General features: G+C 42.0%; 23 protein-coding genes and 1 pseudogene. 23 read left to right on the top strand and 1 reads right to left on the bottom strand.

Annotated features, from left to right (window positions below; genetic code table 11):
- Positions 1–16: 16 nt before the first annotated feature.
- The 23 genes from rpoC to ilvA all read left to right on the top strand — a co-directional run bounded on the left by rpoC (position 17) and on the right by ilvA (position 25,247).
- Positions 17–3,694 (top strand): DNA-directed RNA polymerase subunit beta', encoded by a 3,678-nt coding sequence (gene rpoC / locus SK629_RS09565; protein ID WP_042901679.1) that lies wholly within the window; start codon positions 17–19, stop codon positions 3,692–3,694.
- Between the two features lie 107 nt (positions 3,695–3,801).
- The gene (ndk, locus tag SK629_RS09560; RefSeq protein WP_042901678.1) at positions 3,802–4,224 is read left to right on the top strand and encodes a nucleoside-diphosphate kinase; all 423 of its coding nucleotides are present in this window, start codon (positions 3,802–3,804) and stop codon (positions 4,222–4,224) included.
- Between the two features lie 132 nt (positions 4,225–4,356).
- Entirely contained in the window at positions 4,357–4,989 is a 633-nt protein-coding gene (locus SK629_RS09555) for a competence protein (RefSeq protein ID WP_235219625.1), read from the top strand.
- 95 nt (positions 4,990–5,084) lie between these two features.
- The gene (tsaE, locus tag SK629_RS09550; protein ID WP_042901677.1) at positions 5,085–5,528 is read left to right on the top strand and encodes a tRNA (adenosine(37)-N6)-threonylcarbamoyltransferase complex ATPase subunit type 1 TsaE; all 444 of its coding nucleotides are present in this window, start codon (positions 5,085–5,087) and stop codon (positions 5,526–5,528) included.
- Positions 5,518–6,036: a GNAT family N-acetyltransferase gene (locus SK629_RS09545; protein WP_042901676.1), complete on the top strand. Its 519-nt coding sequence runs from the start codon at positions 5,518–5,520 to the stop codon at positions 6,034–6,036. The genes tsaE and SK629_RS09545 overlap by 11 nt, the downstream gene beginning before the upstream one ends.
- 7 nt (positions 6,037–6,043) lie before the next feature.
- Positions 6,044–7,096: a biofilm formation/cell division transcriptional regulator BrpA gene (gene brpA / locus SK629_RS09540; protein WP_042901675.1), complete on the top strand. Its 1,053-nt coding sequence runs from the start codon at positions 6,044–6,046 to the stop codon at positions 7,094–7,096.
- Between the two features lie 88 nt (positions 7,097–7,184).
- The gene (locus tag SK629_RS09535) at positions 7,185–8,441 is read left to right on the top strand and encodes a competence/damage-inducible protein A (RefSeq protein ID WP_042901674.1); all 1,257 of its coding nucleotides are present in this window, start codon (positions 7,185–7,187) and stop codon (positions 8,439–8,441) included.
- Positions 8,442–8,524: 83 nt separating this feature from the next.
- On the top strand, positions 8,525–9,661 hold the full coding sequence (recA, locus tag SK629_RS09530; protein ID WP_042901673.1) for a recombinase RecA: 1,137 nt from the start codon (positions 8,525–8,527) through the stop codon (positions 9,659–9,661).
- Positions 9,662–9,775: 114 nt separating this feature from the next.
- Entirely contained in the window at positions 9,776–11,146 is a 1,371-nt protein-coding gene (locus tag SK629_RS09525; RefSeq protein WP_042901672.1) for an MATE family efflux transporter, read from the top strand.
- Positions 11,147–11,242: 96 nt separating this feature from the next.
- Positions 11,243–11,959, top strand: a complete 717-nt coding sequence (locus SK629_RS09520; RefSeq protein WP_042901671.1) for a YebC/PmpR family DNA-binding transcriptional regulator — start codon at positions 11,243–11,245, stop codon at positions 11,957–11,959.
- 177 nt (positions 11,960–12,136) lie between these two features.
- On the top strand, positions 12,137–12,607 hold the full coding sequence (locus tag SK629_RS09515; RefSeq protein ID WP_042901670.1) for a MarR family winged helix-turn-helix transcriptional regulator: 471 nt from the start codon (positions 12,137–12,139) through the stop codon (positions 12,605–12,607).
- Entirely contained in the window at positions 12,582–14,351 is a 1,770-nt protein-coding gene (locus tag SK629_RS09510; protein WP_042901669.1) for an ABC transporter ATP-binding protein, read from the top strand. Before SK629_RS09515 ends, SK629_RS09510 begins: the two co-directional genes overlap by 26 nt.
- Complete coding sequence (locus tag SK629_RS09505; RefSeq protein ID WP_042901668.1) at positions 14,341–16,101, top strand: ABC transporter ATP-binding protein; 1,761 nt, start codon at positions 14,341–14,343, stop codon at positions 16,099–16,101. The genes SK629_RS09510 and SK629_RS09505 overlap by 11 nt, the downstream gene beginning before the upstream one ends.
- Before the next feature lie 95 nt (positions 16,102–16,196).
- On the top strand, positions 16,197–16,700 hold the full coding sequence (locus tag SK629_RS09500; RefSeq protein WP_042901667.1) for a phosphatase PAP2 family protein: 504 nt from the start codon (positions 16,197–16,199) through the stop codon (positions 16,698–16,700).
- Positions 16,701–16,813: 113 nt separating this feature from the next.
- On the top strand, positions 16,814–17,260 hold the full coding sequence (locus tag SK629_RS09495) for a LytTR family DNA-binding domain-containing protein (RefSeq protein ID WP_042901666.1): 447 nt from the start codon (positions 16,814–16,816) through the stop codon (positions 17,258–17,260).
- A gap of 4 nt (positions 17,261–17,264) precedes the next feature.
- Positions 17,265–17,939, top strand: coding sequence for a LiaF transmembrane domain-containing protein (locus SK629_RS09490; RefSeq protein WP_042901665.1), 675 nt, complete (start codon positions 17,265–17,267; stop codon positions 17,937–17,939).
- Positions 17,940–18,044: 105 nt separating this feature from the next.
- Positions 18,045–18,233: a 50S ribosomal protein L28 gene (rpmB, locus tag SK629_RS09485; protein WP_001140948.1), complete on the top strand. Its 189-nt coding sequence runs from the start codon at positions 18,045–18,047 to the stop codon at positions 18,231–18,233.
- Between the two features lie 154 nt (positions 18,234–18,387).
- On the top strand, positions 18,388–18,753 hold the full coding sequence (locus SK629_RS09480; protein WP_042901664.1) for an Asp23/Gls24 family envelope stress response protein: 366 nt from the start codon (positions 18,388–18,390) through the stop codon (positions 18,751–18,753).
- A 2-nt stretch (positions 18,754–18,755) separates the two neighbouring features.
- Positions 18,756–20,423: a DAK2 domain-containing protein gene (locus SK629_RS09475; protein WP_042901663.1), complete on the top strand. Its 1,668-nt coding sequence runs from the start codon at positions 18,756–18,758 to the stop codon at positions 20,421–20,423.
- A 199-nt stretch (positions 20,424–20,622) separates the two neighbouring features.
- Entirely contained in the window at positions 20,623–22,323 is a 1,701-nt protein-coding gene (locus SK629_RS09470) for an acetolactate synthase large subunit (RefSeq protein ID WP_042901662.1), read from the top strand.
- Positions 22,316–22,792 (top strand): acetolactate synthase small subunit, encoded by a 477-nt coding sequence (gene ilvN, locus SK629_RS09465; protein ID WP_042901661.1) that lies wholly within the window; start codon positions 22,316–22,318, stop codon positions 22,790–22,792. Before SK629_RS09470 ends, ilvN begins: the two co-directional genes overlap by 8 nt.
- A 66-nt stretch (positions 22,793–22,858) precedes the next feature.
- A complete protein-coding gene (gene ilvC, locus SK629_RS09460) occupies positions 22,859–23,881 on the top strand; it encodes a ketol-acid reductoisomerase (RefSeq protein WP_000290683.1) in 1,023 nt (340 codons plus the stop codon).
- Between the two features lie 115 nt (positions 23,882–23,996).
- Positions 23,997–25,247 carry a threonine ammonia-lyase IlvA gene (gene ilvA / locus SK629_RS09455; protein ID WP_042901660.1) on the top strand — a complete coding sequence of 417 codons (1,251 nt, stop codon included), beginning with the start codon at positions 23,997–23,999 and terminating at the stop codon, positions 25,245–25,247.
- Positions 25,248–25,398: 151 nt separating this feature from the next.
- Here the strand turns inward: ilvA and SK629_RS12730 are convergent.
- Positions 25,399–25,597, bottom strand: a pseudogene (locus tag SK629_RS12730) (transposase); the annotation flags it as partial.

Here is a 25,597-nt window from a genome sequence, read left to right as displayed (position 1 = left end):
AGAAAGGGAAGAAATAGTGGTTGATGTAAATCGTTTTAAAAGTATGCAAATCACCCTAGCTTCTCCAAGCAAAGTCCGTTCATGGTCTTATGGAGAAGTCAAAAAACCTGAAACAATCAATTACCGTACCTTGAAACCAGAACGTGAAGGACTCTTTGATGAAGTTATCTTTGGTCCTACAAAAGACTGGGAATGTGCTTGTGGTAAGTACAAACGCATTCGTTACAGAGGGATTGTTTGTGACCGCTGCGGGGTTGAAGTAACGCGTACGAAAGTTCGTCGTGAGCGTATGGGACATATCGAATTGAAAGCTCCTGTATCTCACATCTGGTACTTCAAGGGGATTCCAAGCCGTATGGGCTTGACCCTTGATATGAGCCCTCGTGCCCTCGAGGAAGTTATCTACTTTGCGGCTTATGTGGTGATTGATCCTAAGGATACACCACTTGAGCACAAGTCTATCATGACAGAGCGCGAATACCGTGAGCGCTTGCGTGAGTATGGTTATGGATCATTCGTTGCCAAGATGGGTGCCGAAGCTATCCAAGACCTCTTGAAACAAGTAGATCTTGAAAAAGAAATTGCTGAACTCAAAGAAGAGTTGAAAACAGCTACTGGACAAAAACGTGTTAAAGCCATCCGTCGTTTGGATGTTTTGGATGCCTTTTACAAGTCTGGAAACAAACCTGAATGGATGATTCTCAACATCCTTCCGGTTATTCCACCAGATCTTCGTCCAATGTTGCAGTTGGATGGTGGCCGTTTTGCCTCATCTGACTTGAATGACCTTTACCGCCGTGTTATCAACCGTAACAACCGTTTGGCTCGTTTGCTTGAGTTGAATGCACCAGGTATTATCGTTCAAAATGAGAAGCGTATGCTTCAAGAAGCGGTTGACGCTTTGATTGACAATGGTCGTCGTGGTCGTCCAATCACAGGACCAGGTAGCCGTCCACTGAAATCATTGAGCCACATGCTTAAAGGTAAACAAGGACGCTTCCGTCAAAACTTGCTCGGTAAACGTGTTGACTTCTCAGGACGTTCTGTTATCGCCGTTGGTCCAACTCTTAAGATGTACCAATGTGGTGTACCACGTGAAATGGCGATCGAGCTCTTTAAACCATTTGTCATGCGTGAAATCGTTGCGCGTGATATCGTGCAAAACGTCAAAGCAGCTAAACGCTTGGTGGAACGCGGAGATGAGCGTATCTGGGATATTCTTGAAGAAGTGATCAAAGAACACCCAGTACTTCTTAACCGCGCACCGACCCTTCACCGTTTGGGTATCCAAGCCTTCGAGCCAGTCTTGATTGATGGTAAGGCCCTTCGCTTGCACCCACTTGTCTGTGAAGCCTACAATGCCGACTTTGACGGGGACCAAATGGCCATCCACGTACCACTTTCAGAAGAAGCCCAAGCAGAAGCGCGTATCCTCATGCTCGCTGCTGAGCACATCTTGAACCCGAAAGATGGTAAACCAGTTGTTACTCCATCACAGGATATGGTTTTGGGTAACTACTACTTGACTATGGAAGAAGCTGGTCGTGAAGGTGAAGGAATGGTCTTCAAAGACCGTGACGAAGCTGTTATGGCTTACCGTAATGGTTATGTTCACCTTCATTCACGTGTAGGTATTGCAACTGACAGTCTCAACAAACCATGGACAGAAGAGCAAAAACACAAGGTCTTGCTTACAACAGTTGGTAAAATCCTCTTCAATGACATCATGCCAGAGGGTCTACCATACTTGCAAGAACCAAACAATGCCAACTTGATAGAAGGCGTTCCAGCTAAATACTTCTTGCCACTTGGTGGAGATATCAAGGAAGCAATCAGCAAACTTGAACTCAACCCTCCATTCAAGAAGAAAAACCTTGGAAATATCATCGCTGAAATCTTCAAACGTTTCCGTACGACAGAAACTTCTGCCCTACTTGACCGTATGAAGAACCTTGGTTACCACCACTCAACTCTTGCAGGATTGACAGTGGGGATTGCCGATATCCCAGTCGTTGATGACAAGGCTGAAATCATTGAAGAATCACACAAACGTGTAGAACAAATCACAAAACAATTCCGTCGTGGTATGATCACAGACGACGAGCGTTACAATGCCGTTACAGCTGAATGGCGTGCTGCTCGTGAAAAACTTGAGAAACGCTTGATTGCCAACCAAGATCCTAAGAATCCAATCGTTATGATGATGGACTCTGGAGCCCGTGGTAACATCTCAAACTTCTCACAGCTTGCCGGTATGCGTGGTCTGATGGCTGCTCCGAACGGACGTATCATGGAATTGCCAATCCTTTCAAACTTCCGCGAAGGTTTGTCAGTACTCGAAATGTTCTTCTCAACTCACGGTGCCCGTAAAGGTATGACCGATACGGCCCTTAAGACAGCCGACTCAGGTTACTTGACTCGTCGTTTGGTTGACGTTGCCCAAGACGTTATCATCCGTGAGGACGACTGTGGAACTGACCGTGGTCTCTTGATCCGCTCTATCGCAGAAGGAAAAGAGATGATTGAATCTCTCGAAGAGCGTCTCAATGGTCGTTACACTAAGAAAACTGTTAAACATCCAGAAACTGGTGCAGTGATTATTGGTCCAAATGAGTTGATTACAGAAGACAAGGCGCGTGAAATTGTCAATGCTGGTGTGGAAGAAGTCACTATCCGCTCTGTATTTACATGTAACACTCGTCACGGTGTCTGCCGTCACTGTTATGGTATCAACTTGGCGACTGGTGATGCGGTTGAAGTTGGTGAAGCAGTTGGTACAATCGCTGCCCAATCTATCGGGGAACCTGGTACACAGCTTACAATGCGTACCTTCCACACGGGTGGGGTTGCCTCAAATACCGATATCACTCAGGGTCTTCCTCGTGTCCAAGAAATCTTTGAAGCCCGCAATCCTAAAGGGGAAGCGGTTATCACAGAGGTTAAAGGACAAGTTACTGCTATCGAAGAAGACGCTTCAACTCGTACCAAGAAAGTCTTTGTTAAGGGTGAAACTGGCGAAGGCGAATATGTTGTTCCATTTACAGCTCGTATGCGTGTAGAAGTTGGAGACCAAGTAGCGCGTGGTGCTGCTCTTACAGAAGGTTCTATCCAACCAAAACGTCTCCTTGCAGTTCGTGATGTCTTGTCAGTTGAAACTTACCTTCTTGGTGAAGTACAAAAAGTTTACCGTAGCCAAGGGGTAGAAATCGGTGACAAACACATCGAGGTAATGGTTCGTCAAATGATCCGTAAAGTCCGTGTCATGGATCCAGGTGACACAGATCTTCTCATGGGTACCCTCATGGATATCAATGACTTTACAGATGCCAATAAAGATGTCCTTGTCGCAGGTGGAGTTCCAGCGACAGGTCGCCCAGTTCTTATGGGAATTACCAAAGCCTCACTTGAAACAAATAGTTTCTTGTCAGCGGCTTCCTTCCAGGAAACAACTCGTGTCCTCACTGACGCAGCTATCCGTGGTAAGAAAGACCATCTCCTTGGACTTAAGGAAAATGTTATCATCGGTAAGATTATCCCAGCAGGTACTGGTATGGCACGTTACCGTAACCTTGAACCACATGCTATCAACGAAGAAGAATACCTTAATCCTCCAGTAGAGGAAGAAGGAAACGAAGAAACAACAGAAGTAGTTGTAGATACTGCCGTTGAAACTGTGGAAGAAACAGTAGAATAAAAGAGAATGGAGAACCTTCGGGTTCTCTTTCTCTTTTCTGAAAACTTTCTCCATTTTTCCATGAAATGTGGTAAAATAAAAGAAAGAATCTGACAAAGGAGACAAGTATGGAACAAACATTCTTTATCATTAAACCAGATGGTGTAAAAAGAGGATTAGTAGGTGAAGTGTTGAAACGCATCGAACAGCGTGGCTTTACAATCGAAAAATTGGAGTTGCGTTCACAGGTTTCAGAAGAGTTGATTGACCAGCACTATCAGGACTTGGTTGGTCAGAGTTTTTACCCACCGATTCGTGAATTCATGACTTCAGGACCGATTCTTGTAGGCGTTATCTCTGGTCCCAAAGTAATCGAAACTTGGCGGACCATGATGGGGGCAACTCGTCCAGAAGAAGCTTTACCAGGAACTATTCGAGGTGATTTTGCAAAAGCTGCTGGAGAAAATGAGGTTATCCAAAATGTTGTACATGGTTCAGATTCAGAAGAGTCAGCTAAGCGAGAAATTGCTCTTTGGTTTGAGGGTAAATAGCAAAAAGTTTGATGTAAGGGTTGCTTGCATCAAACTTTTTTTGCGTTTTAGAGTAGAAAACTGACAGTTGAGAAATATTCTAGCAAAAGTGAGGATTTCTAGCATATAATAAGAGCAAGTAAGGGAGGGAAAATGATGGAAAGAATGAAAAAGCAAATTCAAGTTTTGTTATTACTGACGGTTTTTGGACTTGGTGGCTGTTCTTGTTTAAGTTTATCGACTTGGTCCTTGATGTTAAATCAAAACTGCTTTTATTATTTAGTGGGTATGTTGCTACTTGCGAGTATTGGGGCAGGACTAAACTACTATAAAGGACAACAAAATCAATATTATTCAGTTTTTAAAGAAGATAAGAAACAACTCTTGTATACTCTGTTGCTATTGGTAAATGTTTTAGGTTTAGCTTTAATTATCATAGAATATGTTCTTACGGGAGGGGCAACTGGTGAAGAGTTTGTGGAAGTCTTTCTACCGAGTTTCTTTTTCTTATTCGGTATTGATTTGTTAGTCTTTCTACCGATTCAGAAGTATCTATATGCCTTGAAAAAGATTTTGGGTAAAAAGCAAGTCTGTTTTATCAGTGGACTAGCTATTTTAATCGTTCTCAAAAATCCTTGGTCAATATTATCCATGACATTTTATATTGCCTTGGGAATGTTTTTTCTAGGATTGTTGGTGCCAAAAGTTATTCGTTGGGAAGTTTCATTTTATAGCCATTTGATGAGAGATATATTATTAGTTCTCTTTTTACTGTTCCTATTTTAAAATCAGAACAAGAACCAGCCCAAGTCTCATAATTCATAATCTGGACTTCACAGATAATATCTCGACAAAGAATAACTTTTTGGTATAATAGAGGTATGTACACAAAAAATGAAGAAGAGCTACAATCCTTAGGGGAGCGTTTGGGCCATTTATTAGAAAAGAATGATGTTTTAATCTTAACTGGAGAGCTGGGTGCAGGTAAAACAACCTTTACAAAAGGCCTTGCTAAGGGATTACAGATTTCTCAGATGATTAAGAGTCCAACTTATACTATCGTGAGAGAGTACGAAGGTCGTCTTCCACTTTACCATTTAGATGTTTATCGTATCGAGGGGGATGCTGATTCTATTGACTTGGATGAGTTTCTCTTTGGTGGTGGCGTAACTGTTATCGAGTGGGGACATCTTTTAGGTGATGCCTTGCCAGATACTTATTTAGAATTGGAAATTCTAAAAGAAGAAGACGGTCGCAGATTAAACTTCCAAGCCAAGGGTTTGCGTGCAGAAAAACTCTTAGAGGAGCTTCAACATGGAGTATGAGTTGCTCATTAGAGAAGCAGAGCCTAAAGATGCAGCTGCCTTAGTATCATTTTTAAATCGTGTCAGTGTAGAAACAGACTTTACCAGTCTAGACAGGGATGGTATTTTGATGACAGATACTGAGATGGAGTTATTTTTGGATAAACAGGCTCACTCGGAAAATCAAATCACTTTACTGGCCTTACTGAATGATAAAATTGCTGGTATTGTAAATATTACGGCTGACCAGCGCCAGAGAGTTCGCCATATTGGAGATCTCTTCATTGTGATTGGAAAAAGATGTTGGAATAATGGATTGGGAAGTTTTTTGCTAGAAGAAGCGATAGAGTGGGCACAAGCAAGTGGCATTCTGCGTCGTCTCCAACTGACTGTCCAAACTCGTAATCAAGCTGCAGTCCATCTTTATCAAAAGCATGGCTTTGTAATTGAAGGTCGCCAAGAGCGTGGGGCATATATAGAAGAAGGGAAATTTATTGATGTTTACTTGATGGGTAAACTGATAGATTAGTAGAAATATGGTTAAAAAAATTATTGGAATGGTGCTAGCTTTTCTAGCTGTGACAGTTTTGGGTGTGGGTGTCTTTGCTTATACCATTTATCAGCAAGGTACACAAACCTTATCAAAAACCTATAAAAAGATTGGGGAAGAAACCAAGGTTATCGAAGCAACTGAACCCATGACCATTCTGTTGATGGGAGTTGATACTGGGAATGTGGAACGTACGGATCAGTGGGCTGGAAATAGTGACAGTATGATTTTGCTGACCGTCAATCCTCACACAAAGAAGACCATGATGTTAAGTTTGGAACGTGATATCCTGACTAAAATTCAACATAAAGATGGTCGTATTGAAGAAGCGAAGTTAAACGCTGCCTATGCTGGTGGTGGTGCGGAACTAGCTATTTCAACGATTCAACAGATGATGAATATCCATATCGATCGCTATATTATGGTCAACATGCAAGGATTGCAACAATTAGTCGATGCAGTAGGTGGCATTACCGTCAATAACACGCTAGGTTCCCCGATTTCTATCAGTGACCAAGAAGAATTTAACACCATTTCTATTGGCGTTGGAGAACAGAAAATAAATGGAGAGGAAGCGCTTGTTTATTCACGCATGCGATATCAAGATCCAGAAGGAGACTACGGGCGTCAGAAGCGTCAGCGTGAAGTCATTCAAAAAGTTGTTGAAAAAGTTCTTAGTTTGGATAGTGTCAGTCACTATCAGTCTATCTTAAAAGCTCTAAGTACCAATATGCAGACTAATATTGATTTATCTGCAAAAAGTATTCCGAACTTGTTGGGTTATAAAGATTCATTTAAAACCATTGAATCACAACAGTTGAAGGGTGAGGGAGAGATGTTGCAAGGTATTTCTTACCAGATTGTTTCTAGAGAGCATATGTTGGAAATGCAGAATATATTGCGACGTTCTTTGGGACAAGAAGAAGTCACTCAGCTTGAAACAAATGTTGTCTTATTTGAAGATTTGTTTGGACGGGTGCCTGTTGATAATGGGGATAATCAACAACAAAGCGTCTTTGTAACAAATGAAGTAGAATAGTTTGTTTTTTGATACAAATAAAAAATCAATCGTGGGAAATTTCCTGCGATTTTTTCAAAAAAATACGAATAGATAGGTAGGAGGAAACATGAAAGCAGAAATCATTGCTGTTGGAACAGAGATTTTGACAGGACAGATTGTCAACACCAATGCCCAGTTTTTATCGGAAAAACTAGCAGAAATTGGAGTAGACGTATATTTTCAGACGGCTGTAGGAGACAATGAAGCTCGTCTCTTGTCTTTGCTTGAGATTGCCAGTCAACGTAGTAGTCTGGTGATTTTGACAGGTGGTTTGGGACCGACTGAGGATGACTTAACCAAACAAACTCTAGCTAAATTCTTAGGGAAAGAATTAGTCTTCGATCCTCAGGCGCAGGCGAAGTTGGATGTCTTTTTTGCCCAGAGACCAGACTATGCCCGAACACCGAATAACGAAAGGCAAGCTCAAATTGTAGAAGGAGCGACTCCACTACCAAACGAAACAGGACTGGCTGTGGGAGGAATTTTAGAAGTAGACGGAGTGACCTATGTCGTCCTTCCTGGTCCACCCAGTGAATTGAAACCCATGGTCTTAAACCAACTTCTACCCAAGTTGATGACAGGGAGCAAGCTGTATTCCCGAGTTCTTCGTTTCTTTGGAATTGGCGAAAGTCAGTTGGTGACCATTTTGGCTGATTTGATTGACAATCAAACAGATCCGACCTTAGCACCTTATGCTAAGACAGGAGAAGTCACTCTGCGTCTATCAACAAAGGCTAGCAGTCAAGAAGAGGCGAATCAAGCGCTGGATATCTTGGAAAATCAAATCTTGGACCACCAGACTTTCGAAGGAATTTCTTTACGAGACCTCTGTTATGGTTATGGAGAGGAGGCTAGCTTGGCTAGCATTGTGGTAGAAGAACTGAAAAAACAAGGGAAAACTATCACGGCTGCAGAGAGTTTGACGGCAGGGCTTTTCCAAGCTACTGTGGCGGATTTTTCAGGAGCTTCAAGTATATTTAAGGGTGGTTTCGTGACCTATAGCCTGGAGGAAAAATCAAAGATGTTGGATATTCCTGTCAAGGATTTGGAAGAATATGGTGTGGTGTCTGCATTTACAGCTCAAAAGATGGCCGAGCAGGCACGAAGCAAGACCCAGTCTGATTTTGGTATTAGTTTGACTGGAGTAGCAGGACCAGATAGCCTAGAAGGGCACCCAGCTGGGACAGTCTTCATAGGCTTGGCTCAAGAGCATGGAACTGAAGTCATCAAGGTAAATATTGGAGGCAGAAGTCGAGCAGACGTACGTCATATTGCGGTTATGCATGCCTTTAACCTAGTTCGCAAGGCTTTATTAAGTGACTAACTTTTGATATAATAGTAGATAGGTCTGAGGACCATTAGAATGTAGGAGAATAGAATGGCGAAAAAACCAAAAAATTAGAAGAAATTTCAAAAAAATTTGGGGCAGAACGTGAAAAAGCCTTGAATGATGCTCTTAAATTGATTGAGAAAGACTTTGGTAAGGGTTCAATCATGCGTTTGGGTGAACGTGCCGAGCAAAAAGTGCAAGTGATGAGCTCAGGTTCCTTGGCTCTCGATATTGCTCTTGGTTCAGGTGGTTATCCTAAGGGACGTATCATTGAAATCTATGGGCCAGAGTCATCTGGTAAGACAACAGTTGCCCTTCATGCAGTTGCACAAGCGCAAAAAGAAGGTGGGATTGCAGCCTTTATCGATGCGGAGCATGCCCTTGATCCAGCTTATGCTGCGGCCCTTGGGGTCAACATTGATGAGTTGCTCTTGTCTCAACCAGACTCAGGAGAGCAAGGTCTTGAAATTGCAGGAAAATTGATTGATTCAGGTGCTGTGGATCTTGTTGTAGTCGACTCAGTTGCGGCTCTTGTACCTCGTGCGGAAATTGATGGAGATATCGGAGATAGCCACGTTGGTTTGCAGGCTCGTATGATGAGTCAGGCCATGCGTAAACTTGGTGCTTCTATCAATAAAACCAAAACAATTGCCATCTTTATCAACCAATTACGTGAAAAAGTTGGGGTGATGTTTGGAAATCCAGAAACAACTCCTGGTGGACGTGCTCTGAAATTCTACGCATCAGTCCGTTTGGATGTTCGTGGAAGCACACAGATCAAGGGAACTGGTGACCAAAAAGATACCAATGTCGGTAAAGAAACCAAGATCAAGGTCGTGAAAAACAAGGTGGCTCCACCATTTAAGGAAGCCTTCGTTGAAATCATGTACGGAGAAGGGATTTCTAAGACCGGTGAGCTTTTGAAGATTGCAAGTGATTTGGATATCATCAAAAAAGCAGGAGCTTGGTATTCTTACAAGGATGAGAAAATCGGGCAAGGTTCTGAAAATGCTAAGAAATACTTGGCTGATCACCCAGAAGTCTTTGATGAAATCGACCATCAAGTCCGTGTTCAATTTGGTTTGATTGATGGAGAAGAAGCTTCTGCAGAAGGTGTTGAAACTACAAAAGATGAAGCAGTTCAAGCAGATTCTGTGAATGAAGAAGTCACACTTGACCTTGGCGACGAACTTGAAATCGAAATTGAAGAATAGGCTGTTAAAGTAGTGGAGAAATCCACTGCTTTTTCGTTGCCTAGTTCTGGTTTTCAGCTCGCGCATAGTTTTCTGTTTCTTGTCGCTCCTCTAGAAAGCTGATATAATAGCCTTATGAATAAAAAACGAACAGTGGACCTGATTCATGGTCCTATTCTTCCCTCGCTTGTGAGTTTTGCCTTCCCAATCTTGCTGTCCAATATTTTCCAACAGCTCTATAACACTGCTGATGTCTTGATTGTTGGACGTTTTCTTGGACAAGATTCTTTGGCTGCGGTTGGGGCAACAACTGCCATTTTTGACTTGATTATAGGCTTTACACTTGGTGTTGGTAATGGGATGGGGATTGTCATTGCCCGTTATTATGGGGCTCGAAATTTTACTAAAATCAAGGAAGCGGTAGCAGCCACCTGGATTTTAGGTGCTCTTTTGAGTGTTGTGATTATGTTGTTGGGCTTTCTTGGTTTGTATCCTCTCTTGCAATACCTAGATACCCCTGCTGAAATCCTCCCTCAGTCCTATCAATATATTTCTATGATTGTGACTTGTGTTGGTGTCAGCTTTGCCTATAACCTCTTTGCAGGTTTGTTGCGGTCTATTGGGGACAGTCTAGCAGCCCTTGGCTTTCTGATTTTCTCTGCCTTGGTCAATGTGGTTCTGGATCTCTATTTCATTACGCAACTGCATCTGGGAGTCCAATCTGCGGGCCTTGCTACTATTATTTCGCAAGGCTTATCAGCGGTTCTCTGCTTTTACTATATTCGTAAGAGGGTGCCAGAACTTTTGCCTCAGTTTAAGCATTTCAAATGGAATAAGGCCTTATACGCTGATCTCTTGGAGCAAGGTTTGGCTATGGGCTTGATGAGTTCCATTGTGTCCATCGGTAGTGTGATTTTACAGTCTTCTGTTAATACCTTTGGTGCCGTAATTATCAGTGCCCAGACGGCGGCTCGACGCATTATGGCCTTTGCCCTTCTTCCTATGACCGCTATTTCTGCCTCGATGACGACCTTTGCTTCGCAGAATCTTGGTGCCAAGCGACCAAACCGCATTGTTCAAGGCCTTCGAATCGGCAGTCGTTTAAGCATGTCCTGGGCAGTTTTTGTTTGTGTCTTCCTCTTTTTTGCCAGTCCCACCTTGGTTTCCTTCTTGGCCAGTTCGACGGATGGATACCTGGTAGAAAATGGTAGTCTCTATCTGCAAATCAGCTCAGCCTTTTATCCTATTTTGAGTCTCTTGTTGATTTATCGCAATTGTTTGCAGGGTTTGGGGAAAAAAGTCCTTCCGCTGGTTTCTAGCTTTATAGAACTAATCGGGAAAATCGCTTTTGTAGTCTTGATTATCCCTTGGGCGGGCTATAGGGGAGTTATCCTTTGTGAACCCCTTATCTGGGTTGCCATGACAGTTCAACTGTACTTCTCACTGTTCCGTCACCCCTTGATAAAAGAAGGTAAGGCTATCTTGGCAATAAAAGTGTCATCCTAGCTCGATTTGCTGAATAAAATCCATTTCCTCTAGTGAAAATCGAAAAAACTTGTGTTATAATAAGAAAGATTAAAATGTGAAAAAAGGAGATTCCTAATGGGACGTAAATGGGCCAATATCGTAGCCAAGAAAACGGCTAAAGATGGAGCTAACTCTAAAGTATATGCAAAATTTGGTGTAGAAATCTATGTAGCAGCTAAAAAAGGTGATCCAGACCCAGAATCAAACACTGCCTTGAAGTTCGTTATCGACCGTGCTAAACAAGCCCAAGTGCCAAAACACGTTATCGATAAGGCTTTGGACAAGGCTAAAGGAAACACAGACGAAACTTTTACAGAAGGACGTTACGAAGGTTTTGGACCAAATGGTTCTATGTTGATCGTGGATACTTTGACTTCAAATGTCAACCGTACAGCGGCTAATGTTCGTGCAGCTTTTGGTAAAAATGGCGGCAACATGGGCGCTTCAGGTTCGGTTTCATACCTCTTCGATAACAAGGGTGTTATTGTATTTGCAGGTGAAGATGCGGACGCGGTCTTTGAGCAATTGCTAGAAGCAGATGTGGATGTGGACGATGTGGAAGCAGAAGAAGGAACAATCACTGTTTACACAGCGCCAACTGACCTTCACAAGGCTATCGTTGCCCTTCGTGAGTCTGGTATTGAAGAATTCCAAGTGACTGAATTGGAAATGATTCCTCAGTCAGAAGTGGAATTGTCAGGCGATGACCTTGAAACCTTTGAAAAACTGTACAGCGTTCTTGAAGACGACGAAGATGTGCAAAAGATCTACACAAACGTAGACGGATTCTAATTTAACCTAAAAAACATGATCCTAAGTGAAAAACTCACTTGGGATTTTTTCAATCAAGAAAATAGTTCTCTAGGAAACTTTTTTCTTGACATCTCTTTTCAAAGTAGTAAAATAGTTCTCATGAAAACTTATTTAGTTCCTAGGAGAACTAAATGTGATAGTTAGAAAGGAGTTAGTATGGATAAACCGATGTTAGTCTTTAAGCGTTTTGGTCATCAGATTCATCTGATGGTGCAAAAGGAAGCTAAGCGTTGTGGCATTGAATTTATGGGTGGACCACAAGGTCAGGTTGTACGTTTTTTGGATAGCCGTGAGGAAAACCAAAACTTGGTCTTGATTAAAGATATCGAGCAGGAACTCAATATTACCAAGTCTGTTGCTAGTAATTTGGTCAAGCGTATGGTGCAAAATGGTTTAGTGGAATTGGAGGCGAGTCCTAGCGATAAGCGGGCAAAATTTGTTCGTTTGACGGACAAAGCACGTTCTCAAATGAAGCAGGTTAAGGCTTTTTTTGAACGAATAGACAAGCAGTTGATGGAAGACATTGATGAAGATGAATTACTGATTTTTGAGAAAGTTCTCGGTCAACTACAGGCAAATATCAAGGGAATAGGAGGAGAGAATGAAGAAATTAGCCAAACGAATTAGTAGAAAAGAATGGGGGATGATTTTACTAGCCATTCTCTTTACTTGCTTTTCGGTCTATCTAGAGTTGGAAGTGCCGACCTATATCTCGAAAATTACGGATTTGCTAGGTAGTCAAGGAACTAATTTAGATGAGTTGTGGCAGCCGGCAAGCATGATGGTCGGAATGTCCTTTCTTGCCTTCTTGTCCGTAGTTGCAGTTGGATTTTTTGCATCCCGAGTGGCGGCTTCTTATACTAGTAGGCTGAGAAGTGATATTTTTAACCGAGTTTTGGATTACTCGCAGACAGAGATTAAGAAATTCTCTATTCCCAGTCTTTTAACTCGTACCACCAATGACATTACTCAAGTTCAGATGTTGATTACCATGGGCTTGCAAGTGGTAACACGTGGTCCAATTATGGCTATCTGGGCTATCGGGAAGATTTTAGGCCATTCAGAATACTGGCTCTGGGCCGTACTTGTGGCAGTGATTGTCAACGTCTTGATGACGACTGTTTTGATGACGCTAGCCTTTCCAAAACAGTCCTTGATTCAGGGGCTGACTGATAAATTGAACAGTATCACTCGTGAGAGTTTAACAGGTATTCGTGTCGTTCGCGCCTACAATGCTGAAGAATACCAAAATGAAAAATTTGCATCAGCAAATGATGAATTGACACGCTTGAATTTGTTTGTCAACCGTCTTATGGCTATTTTGAACCCTATCATGATGGGGATTTCAAGTGGTTTGAGTGTGGCGATTTACTGGATTGGGGCCTATGTGATTAACGACGCTGCTCCGATAGCGCGTCTGCCTCTCTTTAGTGACATGATTGTTTTCATGTCTTATGCTATGCAGGTTGTCATGGGCTTCCTTCTCATGGGAGCACTCTTCATCGTTCTTCCCCGAACTATGGTCTCTGCTAAGCGGATTAATCAAGTTTTAGATTTGCATTCTTCTATCCAAAACTCTGCTCAAGTGCAGCTGGCTGATGAAAATCTCAAAGGTCAGGTCGAATTTAAAGATGTGACCTTCCGCTATGCGGCAAATTCGGAGGCAGTTATCGAGCATGTTAGCTTTAGAGCAGAAGCTGGTCAAACAGTGGCCTTTATTGGGTCAACGGGTTCAGGTAAATCAACTCTGGTCAATCTGATTCCACGATTCTACGATGTGTCAGACGGAGAAATTCTGGTAGATGGTGTCAATGTTCAAGACTATGCCTTAGAAGATTTGCGCAACAAGGTTGGTTATATTCCTCAGAAAGCGGTTCTCTTTTCAGGTGATGTCAAGGGCAATCTAGACTTTGGACAGAGTCAAGAAACACCGCTTAGTGAGCAGGCTATGTGGCAGGCTTTGGAATTGGCCCAGTCTAAGAACTTTATCGAAGACAAGGAAGCGGGCTTAGAGTCAGAAGTGGCCCAAGGAGGAACCAACTTCTCAGGTGGTCAAAGACAACGTCTGGCCATTGCTCGTGCCTTGGCTCGGAAGCCAGAAATCCTCATCTTTGATGACTCCTTCTCAGCCTTGGACTACAAGACAGACCGTGTCCTACGCCAAGAGCTAGCAGAGAAAACCAAGTCTATGACCAAGCTCATTGTTGCACAGCGTATTTCAACGATTATGGATGCAGATTTGATTTTGGTCTTGGATCAAGGAAAAGTCGTGGGGCAAGGCACCCACAAGGAACTTCTAGCTAATAACGAAGTTTACCAAGAAATTGCCTATTCACAACTATCGAAAGAGGAATTGGAACATGGAAAATAAAAAACTGTCTCTCTGGAAACAGAGTAAACCCTATCTTGCAGGTCTCCAGTTTGCCCTTCTAATCGCCTTTCTAGCAACAATCGTATCCAATATCATTACTGTATATGGTCCAACCCGTATCAAGGAAATGACCAATATCATTGCAAGTGGCCTAGAAACAAGTGTGGATGTCGCTGCGGTTGCGGCCATTGGTGGTTTTTTGGCCGTTATCTATGTGATTGGACTCCTATCAAATTATTTGCAGGCTTTTCTGTTTACAACAGCTATTCAACGTTTTTCAGAACGTTTGAGAAGAGCGATTGCAGAGAAAATTAATCGCCTTCCATTGGGGTATTTTGATGGACATTCTCAAGGAGATACCTTGTCTCGTGTGACTAATGACGTTGACACTGCAGCCCAATCCCTCAATCAAAGTCTGGGAACAGTTCTTTCATCCACTTTACTGGTCGTGGCAGTCTTGGTGACCATGTTTGGGATGAACTGGATTTTAGCCTTGGTGACGGTTGTTTCAACTCTTATCGGTTTTGCTTTCGTGTCCGTCTTTATGGGCAAATCCCAGGGCTTCTTTAAGAGTCAGCAACAGGATTTGGCAGCTGTCAATGGCTATGTGGAAGAAATGTACTCTGGCCATAATGTAGTGACCAGTTACAATGCTATAGAGAGCACGAAAGAAGAGTTTGCGAAATTAAACCATCGTCTGTATGATAGTATCTGGAAATCTCAGTTTATTTCAGGGATTATGATGCCGATTATGATGTTTATTGGGAACTTTAGCTATGCCTTGGTGATTATCGTTGGTGCAGCCTTGGCCTTGAATGGGCAGATTAGTATTGGGATTATCGTTGCCTTTATGGCCTACGTTCGTATCTTTTCTCAGCCTCTTTCACAAATTGCCCAAGGGATTACTAGTTTGCAGCAGGCTAGCGCAGCTATGGGACGTGTCTTTGAATTTCTAGCTGAAGAGGAGATGGAAGACGAATCCCATAAAGCAAGACAATTGAGCGATATGAAAGGTCAAGTGGTCTTTGATCGAGTTTCCTTTGGTTATACACCAGAGAGAACTATTATCCATGACTTTTCTGCGATTGCTCATGCAGGTAAAAAGGTTGCCATTGTCGGACCGACTGGGGCTGGTAAGACAACCATTGTCAATCTTTTGATGAAGTTCTATGAGATTGATAAGGGAAGTATCCGTATCGATGGTGTGGATACCAAGGAGATGAAGCGTTCGGAAGTACACGATGCCTTTTCAATGGTCTTGCAGGACACCTGGCTCTTTGAAGGTACTATTCGCGACAATCTTATCTATAACCAAGAGGGGATTAGTGATGAGCGCGTGATTGAAGTCAGCAAGGCTGTAGGGATTCACCACTTTATTATGACCCTACCAGATGGTTACGATACCGTCTTGGACGATACAGTGACCTTGTCTGTCGGACAAAAACAACTCTTGACCATTGCTCGTGCTTTGCTGAAAGATGCGCCACTCCTAATCCTAGATGAAGCGACCTCTTCGGTTGATACCCGTACTGAGGAATTGATTCAGAAAGCCATGGACCGATTGATGGAGGGAAGAACTTCCTTTGTCATCGCCCATCGCTTGTCTACTATTCGAAATGCTGATTTGATTCTTGTCATGAAAGATGGCAATATCATCGAGCAAGGAAATCATGAGGAGCTAATGGCGCAAGCAGGCTTCTACGCTGACCTCTACAACAGTCAGTTTACAGAAGATGAAGCGGAAGAATAAACCAAAAGAAGGCTTGACGGCCTTCTTTTTCTGCACTATACTAGAAGACAAGTGCTTCCCTATAAGCAAAATTTGAGTAAGTGATGAGAAAATATATGAAAAGTTATCAAGAATGGTATGGCCACGTTGCTAGTAACATTAAAAATAAGCCCTTTCTTCTGAGATCGTTAAGAGCTTTCAATCGCTTCATGACAGTAGTTATGCCTATGATTTATCTAACCTTGTTAGCAATTACCTATCTCCAACAAGGACTTGGGGAACAGGTCTTGATCTATGTGTTTATCCCTGCATCAGGTTTTGTGATTTTGTCCTTTCTTCGTAAGAAAATCAATGCCCCTAGGCCTTATGAGGAATGGGATATTAAACCCTTGCTTGACAGAGATAGTCCTGGTCAGTCTATGCCCAGTCGTCATGTCTTTTCAGCAACCATTATTTCCGTGGCTTGCATGCATGCTAGTCTAACTATGGGGATGATTTGTTTGACATTATCAGCCTTCCTAGGTCTAGTGAGAGTCTTAGGTGGCGTGCATTATCCCAAGGATGTCTTGGTTGGTTATGCTTGCGGACTTGTGTGGGGTGTGATTTTCTTTCTATTTTGACCTGTAAGTTAAGGTAGCCTTACAACCACTTACGTGCCTAAAGTAACCACTTGCTTTTTTGCTCTTGTTTTCTTATTTTTCCTTTGATATAGTAGAGTCAGAAAGGAGATGGAATGAAGTTACGAATCGAAATTGACAGCAATTTAGAGGAAACTGAAATTGTCATCAAGGCGGCGGCTTTGACAGATGAGATTGCGGATTTACAGCGGCTCTTGCAAGAGTCCAAGTCTCCTAGGTTGATTTTTTACAAGGGGACAGGTGAATATTATCTGGACTTGTCGGAAATTCTCTTCTTTGAGACAGAAGGTAGCAAGATTTATGCCCATACCCATAAAGATGCCTATGAAGTTCGGCTCAAACTCTATGAGTTAGAGTCTATCCTTCCTCGCTATTTTAGTCGAGTATCCAAGTCAACTATCGCTAATATTCAGCAAATCTATTCGGTGGACAAGTCCTTTTCAGGAACGGGCACCATTTCCTTTTATCAGACCCACAAGGAGGTTCACGTGTCGCGGCACTATCAATCCCTCCTAAAAGAAAATCTAAGAAACATGAGGTAAGAACATGAAAAAGAAAGCATTTGGTATTGTGTTGCTAGTATTGGCAGCTTTAATATTATTACAAGGAAATTTTGGAATCCCTTCATTCGGTGGGCAAATTTGGCCCTTGCTTGGTATTGCATTTTTTGCCTATCAATCAGTTGGAGGTTTGTTGCGTCGTCACTTAACTTCAGCCTCTTTTACAGCTCTAGTAGCCTTAATGATTGCTAACCACTTTTATGATATTTTACCGATTCCAAATCAGTCACTATTCTGGGCTAGTATTTTAATCGTACTGGGTGTCAACGCACTTACTCATTCTAACAGAACTTGGAATGGGAAAAAATGGTGGTATGATGGTGAAAAGACCATTCTTACAGACAAGGAAGTCGCTTTTGGAACGGGAACTTTCTACAAGCAAAACCAAGAATTGGTAGATGACCAAGTAGAAGTTGGTTTTGGCAATGCTAAGATATATTACGACAATGCAGAGATTTTAGGAGATAGCGCAACCTTGAAGGTGGAAGTTGGTTTCGGAAGTGCAGTTATTTATGTTCCCCAACATTGGCGAGTGGATTTGAAGGTGGAAACTTTCTGTGGTGTAGCCAAGGCAGATACTTCTCTAGCTCCAACCAGTAAAACTTTGATTATCCGTGGAGATGTGGCCTTTGGGAAGTTGGAAATTGTCTACGTTAAATAAAAAAATCTTCCAATTCCCTTGCAAAAATGAAGAAAGTGTGATAACATAGTACGGTATGTGGTGCTAGCACATCCGCTATATTAGATCTAATAGGAGGAAAACACAATGGCTAAAGTATGTTACTTTACAGGTCGTAAGACTGTATCAGGAAACAACCGTTCACACGCGATGAACCAAACAAAACGTGCCGTAAAACCAAACCTTCAAAAAGTTACTGTTCTTATCGATGGTAAACCTAAAAAAGTTTGGGCTTCAGCTCGTGCTTTGAAATCAGGTAAAGTTGAACGCGTTTAATAATAAAAGTAAGGAGACCTCAGGGTCTTTTTCTTTTGTTGTGGGTATAAAATCATTTGAAAAATAGAGTAAATATCCGCTGATACAGTATTCTGCTTTTACACTTGGGCTGAAATATGATAAAATAGAGTATCAACTAGTTGAGGTAAAAAGGATGACTGTAAAAATTAATACAAAAGATGGTCAAATCGAACTAACAGATGAAGTGATTGCAACCGTCGTAGGTGGAGCAGCAACTGAGATTTTTGGTGTGGTCGGTATGGCTAGTAAAAATGCCCTCAAAGATAATTTCCAAGCCCTTCTAGGTAAGGAAAATTATTCTAAAGGTGTCGTCGTAAAGGCGACCGAAGATGGCAGTATTGCAGTTGATGTATATACCGTGTTGAGCTACGGAACAAAGATTAGCGAAGTGTCGAAAAACATTCAAGAGCGTGTTCGTTTTAGCTTGGAAAACCAGCTTGGAATTACTGCTCAGACTGTAAATGTCTACATTCAAAATATCAAAGTTGTAGGAGAATAACCGTGTCAAAAATTACTACTAGCTTATTTCAAGAAATGGTGCAAGCTGCATCAACTCGCTTGAATAAGCAAGCTGAATATGTCAATTCATTAAACGTCTTCCCCGTTCCAGATGGAGATACCGGGACAAATATGGGAATGACCATTGAAAATGGTGCTAAAGAAGTTGCAGACAAGCCAGCTTCTACAGTTGGAGAGGTAGCGAGCATTCTTGCCAAAGGTCTTTTGATGGGTGCGCGTGGGAACTCAGGAGTTATCACATCTCAGCTTTTCCGTGGATTTTCACAAGCTATCAAGGATAAAGACGAGTTAACAGGTCAAGACTTGGCCCTTGCCTTCCAATCAGGTGTGGAAGTTGCCTATAAGGCAGTGATGAAACCAGTTGAAGGAACGATTTTGACAGTTTCTCGTGGGGCTGCTATCGGTGCTAAGAAAAAAGCTGAGCAAACAGATGACGCTGTTGAAGTCATGCGCGCAGCCTTGGAAGGTGCTAAAACAGCTCTAGCTAAAACACCAGACATGCTTCCAGTATTGAAGGAAGTTGGCGTTGTGGACTCAGGTGGTCAAGGACTGGTCTTCATCTATGAAGGTTTCCTTTCAGCCCTTACTGGCGAATATATTGCATCTGAGGACTTTGTAGCGACTCCTGCCAACATGAGTGAAATGATCAATGCAGAACATCATAAAGCTGTAGCTGGTCATGTAGCGACTGAGGACATCACCTTTGGTTACTGTACTGAAATCATGGTAGCTCTTAAGCAAGGTCCAACCTATGCCAAAGATTTTGACTACGACGAATTCCGTAACTACTTGAATGAACTTGGGGATTCTCTTCTTGTTGTCAACGATGATGAAATCGTCAAAGTCCATGTCCATACAGAAGATCCAGGACTGGTTATGCAAGAAGGTCTGAAATATGGTAGCTTGGTCAAGGTAAAAGTTGATAATATGCGTAACCAACACGAAGCACAGGTTGAAAAAGAAGCTGCTCAAGTTAGCAAGCCAGCTGAAGAAAAAGAGTATGCTTTGATTGCTGTGGTGGCTGGTAAAGGTCTAGCAGATATCTTCCGTTCCCAAGGTGTTGATTATGTTATCGAAGGCGGTCAAACTATGAACCCTTCAACAGAAGACTTTATCAAGGCTGTTGAACAGGTCAACGCTCGTAATATTATCTTCTTGCCAAACAACAAAAATATCTTCATGGCAGCTCAATCTGCAGCAGAAGTTTTGGAACAACCAGCAGTAGTGGTAGAAGCTCGTACTTTGCCACAAGGTTTGACAAGTCTTCTTGCCTTTGATCCAAGCAAGTCTATCGAAGAAAACCAAGAGCGTATGACTGCTGCTCTTAGCGATGTCGTTAGCGGAAGCGTCACAACCGCTGTGCGTGATACAACCATTGATGGCTTAGAAATCCATGAAAACGATAATCTTGGTATGGTGGATGGGAAAATTCTAGTGTCAAACCCTGACATGCACCAAACCTTGACAGAAACCTTGAAACATATGTTGGATGAAGATAGTGAAATCGTAACCTTCTATGTCGGTGAAGACGGAAGCGAAGAACTTGCAAATGAAATTGCTCAAGAAATCGCAGAAGAATTCGAAGACGTTGAAGTTGAGATTCACCAAGGCCAACAACCTGTTTACCCATACCTATTTAGTGTGGAATAAGATGAATGAAGGACTGAAAAATCAGTTCTTCTTTCTTTTTGAATAATAAAATCGCTATCTTTTAAATAAAAACAAAAAGAATATTCATAAATAAACGTTAAAATAGAAAATTCAGAAAATTTCTTCTTTTCTCTTGAAAAATCTTGAAAAAATGGTATGATAGTAACAAGTTATTTTTAAGAGAAGAGAAAGGGGAACAATGGAGAAAATCAGTTTAGAGTCTCCTAAGACGGGGTCGGACCTAGTTTTGGAAACACTTCGTGATTTAGGAATTGATACCATCTTTGGTTATCCTGGTGGTGCGGTCTTGCCTTTTTATGATGCGATATATAATTTTAAAGGCATTCGCCACATTCTAGGACGCCATGAGCAAGGTTGTTTGCATGAAGCTGAAGGTTATGCCAAATCAACTGGAAAGTTGGGTGTTGCCGTCGTCACTAGCGGACCAGGAGCAACCAATGCCATTACAGGGATTGCAGATGCCATGAGCGATAGCGTTCCCCTTTTGGTCTTTACAGGTCAGGTGGCGCGAGCAGGGATTGGGAAGGATGCCTTTCAGGAGGCAGACATCGTGGGAATTACCATGCCAATCACTAAGTACAATTACCAAGTTCGTGAGACAGCTGATATTCCGCGTATCATTACGGAAGCTGTCCATATCGCAACTACAGGTCGTCCAGGACCAGTCGTCATTGACCTACCAAAAGACGTATCTGCTTTGGAAACAGACTTCATTTATTCACCAGAAGTGAATCTACCAAGCTATCAGCCGACTCTTGAGCCGAATGATATGCAAATCAAGAAAATCTTGAAGCAATTGTCCAAGGCTAAAAAGCCAGTCTTGCTAGCTGGTGGTGGAATTAGTTATGCTGAAGCTGCCGCGGAATTAAATGAATTTGCAGAACGCTATCAAATTCCAGTGGTAACCAGTCTCTTAGGGCAAGGTACGATTGCAACGACTCATCCACTCTTCCTTGGAATGGGAGGTATGCACGGATCTTTCGCAGCTAATATTGCCATGACGGAAGCTGACTTTATGATTAGTATTGGTTGTCGTTTCGATGACCGCTTGACAGGAAATCCTAAGACCTTCGCTAAGAATGCCAAGGTTGCTCACATTGATATTGACCCAGCTGAGATCGGTAAGATTATCAGTGCAGATATTCCTGTAGTTGGAGATGCTAAGAAAGCTTTGCAAATGTTGTTGGCAGAACCAACCGTTCATAACAATACTGAGAAATGGATTGAGAAAGTTACTAAAGACAAGAACCGTGTTCGTTCTTATGACAAGAAAGAGCGTGTGGTTCAACCGCAAGCCGTTATTGAACGAATTGGTGAATTGACGAATGGAGATGCCATTGTGGTTACAGACGTTGGTCAACACCAAATGTGGACAGCCCAGTATTATCCATACCAAAATGAGCGTCAGTTAGTGACTTCAGGCGGTTTAGGAACCATGGGATTCGGAATTCCAGCAGCAATCGGTGCTAAAATTGCCAACCCAGATAAGGAAGTAGTCTTGTTCGTTGGGGATGGTGGTTTCCAAATGACCAACCAGGAATTGGCTATTTTGAACATTTACAAGGTGCCAATCAAGGTGGTTATGCTGAACAATCATTCGCTTGGAATGGTTCGCCAGTGGCAGGAATCCTTCTATGAAGGTAGAACGTCTGAGTCAGTCTTTGATACCCTTCCTGATTTCCAATTGATAGCACAGGCTTATGGTATTAAAAACTATAAGTTTGACAATCCTGAGACCTTGGCTCAAGACCTTGAAGTCATCACTGAGAATGTCCCTATGCTAATCGAGGTAGATATTTCTCGTAAGGAACAGGTGTTACCAATGGTACCAGCTGGTAAGAGTAATCATGAGATGTTGGGGGTGCAGTTCCATGCGTAGAATGTTAACAGCAAAACTACAAAATCGTTCAGGAGTCCTCAATCGCTTTACAGGTGTCCTGTCTCGTCGTCAGGTTAATATCGAAAGCATTTCTGTTGGAGCAACAGAAGATCCGAATGTATCGCGCATCACCATTATTATTGATGTAGTTTCACATGATGAAGTGGAGCAAATCATTAAGCAGCTCAATCGTCAGATTGATGTGATTCGCATTCGAGATATTACAGACAAGCCTCATTTGGAGCGCGAGGTGATTTTGGTTAAGATGTCAGCGCCAGCTGAGAAGCGAGCTGAGATTTTAGCGATTATTCAACCTTTCCGTGCAACAGTGGTAGACGTAGCGCCAAGCTCGATTACCATTCAAATGACAGGAAATGCTGAAAAGAGTGAAGCTCTATTGCGAGTCATTCGACCATACGGTATTCGCAATATTGCTCGAACGGGTGCAACTGGATTTACCCGCGACTAAAAATCCAACTTAGATTTGTTAAACCAGCCTAAAAGGCAATAAATAATAGAAAAGAGAGAAAAAATTATGGCAGTTCAAATGGAATACGAAAAAGATGTTAAAGTAGCAGCACTTGACGGTAAAAAAATCGCCGTTATCGGTTATGGTTCACAAGGACATGCGCATGCTCAAAACTTGCGTGATTCAGGTCGTGACGTTATTATCGGTGTACGTCCAGGTAAATCTTTTGACAAAGCAAAAGAAGATGGATTTGACACTTACACAGTAGCAGAAGCTACTAAATTGGCTGATGTTATCATGATTTTGGCACCAGACGAAATCCAACAAGAATTGTATGAAGCAGAAATCGCTCCAAACTTGGAAGCTGGGAATGCAGTTGGATTTGCTCATGGTTTCAACATCCACTTTGAATTTATCAAAGTTCCTGCAGATGTAGATGTCTTCATGTGTGCTCCTAAAGGACCAGGACACTTGGTACGTCGTACTTATGAAGAAGGATTTGGTGTTCCAGCTCTTTACGCAGTATACCAAGATGCAACAGGAAATGCTAAAAACATTGCTATGGACTGGTGTAAAGGTGTTGGAGCTGCTCGTGTAGGTCTTCTTGAAACAACATACAAAGAAGAAACTGAAGAAGATTTGTTTGGTGAACAAGCTGTACTTTGTGGTGGTTTGACTGCCCTTATCGAAGCAGGTTTCGAAGTCTTGACAGAAGCAGGTTACGCTCCAGAATTGGCATACTTTGAAGTTCTTCACGAAATGAAATTGATCGTTGACTTGATCTACGAAGGTGGATTCAAGAAAATGCGTCAATCAATTTCAAACACTGCTGAATACGGTGACTATGTATCAGGTCCACGTGTGATTACTGAACAAGTTAAAGAAAACATGAAAGCTGTCTTGGCAGACATCCAAAATGGTAAATTTGCAAATGACTTTGTAAATGACTATAAAGCTGGACGTCCAAAATTGACTGCTTACCGTGAACAAGCAGCTAACCTTGAAATTGAAAAAGTTGGTGCAGAATTGCGTAAAGCAATGCCATTCGTTGGTAAAAACGACGATGATGCATTCAAAATCTATAACTAATTGATAGAAATCAAGTTGAAGGCGAGTTGGGGGGACCTAACTCGCTTTTATAATCAATTCATCTCTCTTTTTAGAGGATGGATTGTGATAGTATGAAATAGTCTAGGAGAAAAAGATGTTAAGTTCAAAAGATATCATCAAGGCTCACAAGGTCTTGAACGGTGTGGTTGTGAATACCCCACTGGATTATGACCATTATTTATCGGAGAAGTATGGTGCTAAGATTTATTTGAAAAAGGAAAATGCTCAACGTGTTCGCTCCTTTAAAATTCGTGGTGCTTATTATGCTATTTCTCAGCTCAGCAAGGAAGAGCGTGAGCGTGGGGTAGTCTGTGCTTCTGCGGGAAATCATGCGCAGGGAGTTGCCTATACTTGTAATGAGATGAAAATCCCTGCTACTATTTTTATGCCCATTACCACTCCACAACAAAAAATTGGTCAAGTTCGCTTTTTTGGTGGGGAGTTCGTAACCATTAAACTAGTTGGAGATACCTTTGATGCTTCTGCTAAGGCAGCTCAAGAATTTACAGTTTCTGAAAATCGTACCTTTATTGATCCCTTTGATGATGCTCATGTCCAAGCAGGTCAAGGGACTGTTGCTTATGAGATTTTAGAAGAAGCTCGAAAAGAATCGATTGATTTTGATGCTGTCTTGGTTCCTGTTGGTGGTGGCGGTCTCATTGCTGGGGTTTCAACTTATATCAAGGAAACAAGTCCAGAAATTGAAGTCATTGGGGTAGAGGCGAATGGGGCACGTTCCATGAAGGCTGCCTTTGAAGCTGGTGGACCTGTTAAGCTCAAGGAAATTGACAAATTTGCGGATGGGATTGCTGTACAAAAGGTAGGTCGATTGACCTATGAAGCAACTCGCCAACATGTTCAAACCTTAGTAGGTGTTGATGAGGGGTTGATTTCTGAAACATTGATTGATCTCTACTCTAAACAAGGGATTGTAGCAGAGCCTGCTGGAGCAGCTAGTATCGCCTCTTTAGAGGTTTTAGCTGAATATATCAAGGGGAAAACCATTTGTTGTATCATTTCTGGAGGAAATAATGATATCAACCGTATGCCAGAAATGGAAGAGCGTGCCTTGATTTATGATGGGATTAAGCATTACTTTGTGGTCAACTTTCCACAGCGTCCAGGAGCTTTGCGTGAATTTGTAAATGATATTTTGGGACCAAACGATGATATCACACGTTTTGAGTATATCAAACGAGCTAGTAAGGGAACAGGTCCAGTATTAATTGGGATTGCTTTGGCAGATAAGCATGATTATGCAGGATTGATTCGTCGAATGGAAGGTTTTGATCCAGCTTATATTAACTTAAATGGTAATGAAACGCTCTATAATATGCTTGTCTGAGGACTAATAAAAAAATATCATATTATTTGCACAACTGATGTATAGGTGCTATAATCCCATCTTTGACAGTTTTTTGAAAACAAAGAGCCCCTAAATGCTGCTATAACAGCTTTTCGGAGCTCTTTTTCTCTTTTAAAAAAATGCGTACTTTTTATCGAGATTTGGTTTTTTTAAAAATTTTTTCATATTTTTTTCGCTTATAATCTCAAAATCAGTTTGGAAGCCAAATGCTTGGTGGAGTTGATCCGTGATAGTTGTTCTGGTGTAAGTTGGAAGATATCCTACTCCATAAAGATGTTTGAACTTATAATTGCGTAAGGTTTGGATGAGTTCTGAACAGGTGACTGTTT

It is taken from the genome of Streptococcus mitis (assembly GCF_000722695.1).
Classification (GTDB): domain Bacteria; phylum Bacillota; class Bacilli; order Lactobacillales; family Streptococcaceae; genus Streptococcus; species Streptococcus mitis_O.
This window is presented reverse-complemented; position numbering and strand designations above follow the sequence as displayed.

Bases quoted from the DNA above. Each gene is read 5' to 3' on its own strand.
- ilvN (WP_042901661.1), top strand. From the start codon at position 22,316: ATGCGTAGAATGTTAACAGCAAAACTACAAAATCGTTCAGGAGTCCTC.
- SK629_RS09495 (WP_042901666.1), top strand. From the start codon at position 16,814: ATGAAGTTACGAATCGAAATTGACAGCAATTTAGAGGAAACTGAAATT.
- SK629_RS09545 (WP_042901676.1), top strand. From the start codon at position 5,518: ATGGAGTATGAGTTGCTCATTAGAGAAGCAGAGCCTAAAGATGCAGCT.
- SK629_RS09500 (WP_042901667.1), top strand. From the start codon at position 16,197: ATGAAAAGTTATCAAGAATGGTATGGCCACGTTGCTAGTAACATTAAA.
- ndk (WP_042901678.1), top strand. From the start codon at position 3,802: ATGGAACAAACATTCTTTATCATTAAACCAGATGGTGTAAAAAGAGGA.
- rpmB (WP_001140948.1), top strand. From the start codon at position 18,045: ATGGCTAAAGTATGTTACTTTACAGGTCGTAAGACTGTATCAGGAAAC.
- SK629_RS09505 (WP_042901668.1), top strand. From the start codon at position 14,341: ATGGAAAATAAAAAACTGTCTCTCTGGAAACAGAGTAAACCCTATCTT.
- SK629_RS09555 (WP_235219625.1), top strand. From the start codon at position 4,357: ATGATGGAAAGAATGAAAAAGCAAATTCAAGTTTTGTTATTACTGACG.
- SK629_RS09470 (WP_042901662.1), top strand. From the start codon at position 20,623: ATGGAGAAAATCAGTTTAGAGTCTCCTAAGACGGGGTCGGACCTAGTT.
- SK629_RS09520 (WP_042901671.1), top strand. From the start codon at position 11,243: ATGGGACGTAAATGGGCCAATATCGTAGCCAAGAAAACGGCTAAAGAT.
- brpA (WP_042901675.1), top strand. From the start codon at position 6,044: ATGGTTAAAAAAATTATTGGAATGGTGCTAGCTTTTCTAGCTGTGACA.
- SK629_RS09515 (WP_042901670.1), top strand. From the start codon at position 12,137: ATGGATAAACCGATGTTAGTCTTTAAGCGTTTTGGTCATCAGATTCAT.
- SK629_RS09480 (WP_042901664.1), top strand. From the start codon at position 18,388: ATGACTGTAAAAATTAATACAAAAGATGGTCAAATCGAACTAACAGAT.
- ilvA (WP_042901660.1), top strand. From the start codon at position 23,997: ATGTTAAGTTCAAAAGATATCATCAAGGCTCACAAGGTCTTGAACGGT.
- SK629_RS09510 (WP_042901669.1), top strand. From the start codon at position 12,582: ATGAAGAAATTAGCCAAACGAATTAGTAGAAAAGAATGGGGGATGATT.
- SK629_RS09525 (WP_042901672.1), top strand. From the start codon at position 9,776: ATGAATAAAAAACGAACAGTGGACCTGATTCATGGTCCTATTCTTCCC.
- ilvC (WP_000290683.1), top strand. From the start codon at position 22,859: ATGGCAGTTCAAATGGAATACGAAAAAGATGTTAAAGTAGCAGCACTT.
- SK629_RS09535 (WP_042901674.1), top strand. From the start codon at position 7,185: ATGAAAGCAGAAATCATTGCTGTTGGAACAGAGATTTTGACAGGACAG.
- SK629_RS09490 (WP_042901665.1), top strand. From the start codon at position 17,265: ATGAAAAAGAAAGCATTTGGTATTGTGTTGCTAGTATTGGCAGCTTTA.
- tsaE (WP_042901677.1), top strand. From the start codon at position 5,085: ATGTACACAAAAAATGAAGAAGAGCTACAATCCTTAGGGGAGCGTTTG.